Raw genomic sequence first — 236 nt, 5'->3', positions numbered from 1 at the left:
CAGGATAGCCTTATTCTCAAAGGGCTGTCCAAAAGCCCCTTACACAGTTCCTCGAAATCGAAGTTCTGCTTACTTTTACGAAGTATGTTGGCGGCTCCGTTGATGTCGGCATTAGCCGTCCTGCCGTTGGCGAAACGGTACAAGCCGCGCCGGACTCGCTTTCCGCTAAACGTTCCTGTATAGGGAGCATCCGGCTGGTATACGGGAATGTCGTCCAAATCCAGGCAGCTGGCCTG

The 236-nt window shown here is 53.8% G+C and carries 1 protein-coding gene; it reads right to left on the bottom strand.

Translation table 11 applies throughout. The annotated features are described in order from the left end of the window. A partial coding sequence (locus ACE418_RS13580; protein WP_416451094.1) for a transposase occupies positions 1-236 on the bottom strand: 236 nt, incomplete at both ends.

It is taken from the genome of Megasphaera jansseni (assembly GCF_047974155.1).
Lineage (GTDB): Bacteria > Bacillota > Negativicutes > Veillonellales > Megasphaeraceae > Megasphaera.
Note: the sequence above shows the minus strand (reverse complement) of the source record. Positions and strands in the feature narration are given on the sequence as shown.